Here is a 2,969-nt window from a genome sequence, read left to right on the forward strand (position 1 = left end):
CGTGCTGCGCCTGCGCACGCCCCATGGCGCGTGGGAGGCGACGCTGGAGGCGCGCGCGCCGGACCTGCATCTGGCGCTGCCGCGGCAGGCCTTCGAGGACGTCCCGCCTCCGGCGGTCGAGGCCGGCGGCTGGCTGTTCACCGTCCGCCTCGTGCCCGGCGGCATCGTGCTGAACGACGACCGCACCAAGCATCTGCATCTGGCCCGGACGGCCTGACCTATCCCTAGGTATGATCCGCCCTGATCGCATGTGCGATTAGCCGGGCGAGGCCACTGCGCTAGCTTGTCCTTGCACAGCGGGATCCCCCCATCACCGCTGATGCCTGCAGCCCGCCACCATCCGCTCCCCCCTCGGACGGTGGCGGGCGCTCCCTTCCGAAACCAAATCCGGCGTCCGATCGAACATCAGTCTTGCGTACGCGCTCGGCTGCGAGGCCATAGTTTCGCAGCCAGGTTCCAAGTCCCTGCACAGCGAGGATGAATGCCCCAGCCGCAACGATCGCCCGGGCGCTCCGCCCTCGGCTCCCTGGTCCTGATCGCAGCCGTCGTCGGGGTCGGAGGCGCGGCCTTCGCCTACACCGCCGGATGGCTGTCGCCGCAACGCCTGACGCCGGAGAAGCTGGTGTCGGCCCTGGCGCCGCCGGGCGGCCCGGCGCCCGGCCATCGCCGCAACCACGCCAAGGGCATCTGCTTCACCGGCGTGTTCGAGTCCAACGGCGCCGGGGCGGAGCTGTCCAAGGCCCAGGTCTTCGCCAAGGGCGAGTATCCGGCCCTCGGGCGCTTCAACCTCGCCACCCCGGAGTTCAAGGCCGTGGACGCCACGGTCCGGGTGCGCGGGCTGGGGCTGCAGATCTCGACGCCGGACGGGCAGGAGTGGCGCAGCGCCATGATCGACCCGCCGTTCTTCCCGGTGGCGACGCCGCAGGCTTTCTACGAGCTGCTGACCGCTTCCGGCAGCAAGGACCCGGAGGCGATGAAGGCCGTGGTCGCGGCGCATCCGGAAATCGCCGCCTTCGGCGCCTGGGCGCAGAGCGCGCCCTGGACCGGCAGCTATGCCGAGGAGCGGTTCAACAGCCTCAACAGCTTCGTCTTCACCGACAGCTCGGGCGCCGCTCATACGGTGCGCTGGTCGCTGCTGCCGGCGGCCACGCCGGTGGCCGTGCCGCACGACCAGCTCGAGAAGCTCGGCCCCGATTTCCTGGAGCAGGACATCACCCAGCGCGTCGCCGCCGGGCCGCAGCGCTGGACCATGACGGTGACGGTCGCCAATCCGGGCGATCCGACTGCGGACCCGAGCAAGGCCTGGCCGGCGGATCGCCGCACCGTCGAGGTCGGGACCCTGGTGGTGCAAAAGATCGAGGCCGAGCAGGACGGCCCCTGCCGCGACATCAACTTCGACCCGACCGTGCTGCCCGCCGGCATCAGCCCCTCGGATGATCCGTTCCCGGCCGCGCGGTCGGCCGCCTATTCCCGGTCCTACAACCTCCGCACGGCGGAGCACGACGCCTATCCGGGATCCTCGACGGGAGCCAAGCCATGACCGCGGGCCGCCGGCATTTCACCGCCTCCCAGCGCCTGCTGCACTGGCTGCTGGCCCTCTGCATCCTGGCCATGCTGTTCATCGGCGTGGGCATGGTGTCCACCGTCGCACCGAAATACCTGACGCTGGTGGCGATCCACAAGCCGCTGGGCATCGCCATCCTGGTGCTGGTGCTGATCCGCGTGGTCCTGCGGCTGCGCTACGGCGCGCCGGCGCTGCCGGCCGACCTGCCGGAACCGATGAAGCTGGCCGCGCATCTGTCGCACCTCGCCTTCTACCTGCTGATGATCGGCATGCCGCTGATCGGCTGGGGCATGCTGTCCGCCGCGGCCTATCCGGTGGTTCTGTTCCCGGGTGTGACCCTGCCGCCGATCCTGCCGCAGGATGCCGGGCTGCACGCGCTGCTGTGGACCGCGCATGTCTATCTGGCCTTCGCCTTCTTCGCGCTGATCCTGCTGCATGTCGCGGCGGCGCTGTACCACGCCCTGGTGCGGCGCGACGGCGTGTTCGAGGCGATGGCGCCGGTGCCGGCGCGGGAGACCGACGCCCGGTCGTAGACCAGGATCCGCCGGAAGGGCGTGCCGGCGGCGGGAATGACGCGCGCGCCGGGCATGGTCATAGCCCCATGGCACTCCTGGACGCCTGGTCCGGTTTCAGGCCCGCGGCGCTATCGACGCTGCGGGCCTGTCTTGCCCTCTGTCTCTGCAATCGCCAGGGGTCTGGAAGAACCGCGCAAGGTTACGTCAGGACATCCAGAGAAGGAGGGTGGACGCAAATGACGCTTGAATGCATCAATCCCCGGGATCTGCCCACGCCCGATACGTACTCGCAAGTCGTTGTCGCGACGGGGACCAGGCTGATATTCGTCGCCGGCCAGGAGCCTGAAGACATTCAGGGCAAGCTTGTCGGCCGGGGCGATCTCACGGCTCAGGCGCGGCAGGTTTTTGCCAATCTCGGTCGAGCTCTCGCAGCCGCAGGTGCTCTTCCCAGGCACGTTGCCAGGATCACGATCTATGTCGTCGATTACCGGCGCGATGACCACCTGCCGATCATCGAAGCGGCCCGGGTGGCTCTGTTCGGGGACCACAAGCCGGCCGATGTCGTCGTGGGGGTCGCGGCCCTATCCCCTGGATATCTGATCGAGGTCGATGCGGTTGCGGTGGTCGATGCCTAGCAGCACCCGCCGCCGTCGCGAAAGGCCGTGAACTGGGGTTACTGAGGTGTCTCCGGGGAAGGGAGCGCCCCAGAGCCAAAAGCCCTCGTCGGGGACGAGGGCTTTGTGTCTGGTGCGTGGCCGGGATTTACCGCCATCGTCGTTGCCTTGCGGCTTGCGTTGCGAGGCTACGGCCCGAACCGACAGGCGCATTCACGGATCGGCACAGTCAGATAGCCAAACGCCCCGTCCGAGGGGACAGGGCGTTTGGCTATC

4 protein-coding genes are annotated in these 2,969 nt (G+C 68.9%); all 4 read left to right on the forward strand.

The window, feature by feature from the left end; genetic code table 11:
* A partial coding sequence (locus tag P409_RS39480) for a hypothetical protein (protein WP_034847393.1) occupies nucleotides 1-217 on the forward strand: 217 nt, incomplete at its 5' end.
* A gap of 264 nt (nucleotides 218-481) precedes the next feature.
* Complete coding sequence (locus tag P409_RS30675) at nucleotides 482-1,540, forward strand: catalase family peroxidase (protein ID WP_034847394.1); 1,059 nt, start codon at nucleotides 482-484, stop codon at nucleotides 1,538-1,540.
* Nucleotides 1,537-2,097 carry a cytochrome b gene (locus tag P409_RS30680; RefSeq protein WP_034847395.1) on the forward strand — a complete coding sequence of 187 codons (561 nt, stop codon included), beginning with the start codon at nucleotides 1,537-1,539 and terminating at the stop codon, nucleotides 2,095-2,097. Before P409_RS30675 ends, P409_RS30680 begins: the two co-directional genes overlap by 4 nt.
* A 218-nt stretch (nucleotides 2,098-2,315) precedes the next feature.
* Complete coding sequence (locus P409_RS30685) at nucleotides 2,316-2,714, forward strand: RidA family protein (RefSeq protein ID WP_052121596.1); 399 nt, start codon at nucleotides 2,316-2,318, stop codon at nucleotides 2,712-2,714.
* Nucleotides 2,715-2,969: the final 255 nt, after the last annotated feature.

Source organism: Inquilinus limosus MP06, assembly GCF_000767795.1.
Taxonomy (GTDB): Bacteria; Pseudomonadota; Alphaproteobacteria; order DSM-16000; family Inquilinaceae; genus Inquilinus; species Inquilinus limosus_E.

Coding starts and splice junctions, on each gene's coding strand:
- P409_RS30675 (WP_034847394.1), top strand. CDS start 482: ATGCCCCAGCCGCAACGATCGCCCGGGCGCTCCGCCCTCGGCTCCCTG.
- P409_RS30680 (WP_034847395.1), top strand. CDS start 1,537: ATGACCGCGGGCCGCCGGCATTTCACCGCCTCCCAGCGCCTGCTGCAC.
- P409_RS30685 (WP_052121596.1), top strand. CDS start 2,316: ATGACGCTTGAATGCATCAATCCCCGGGATCTGCCCACGCCCGATACG.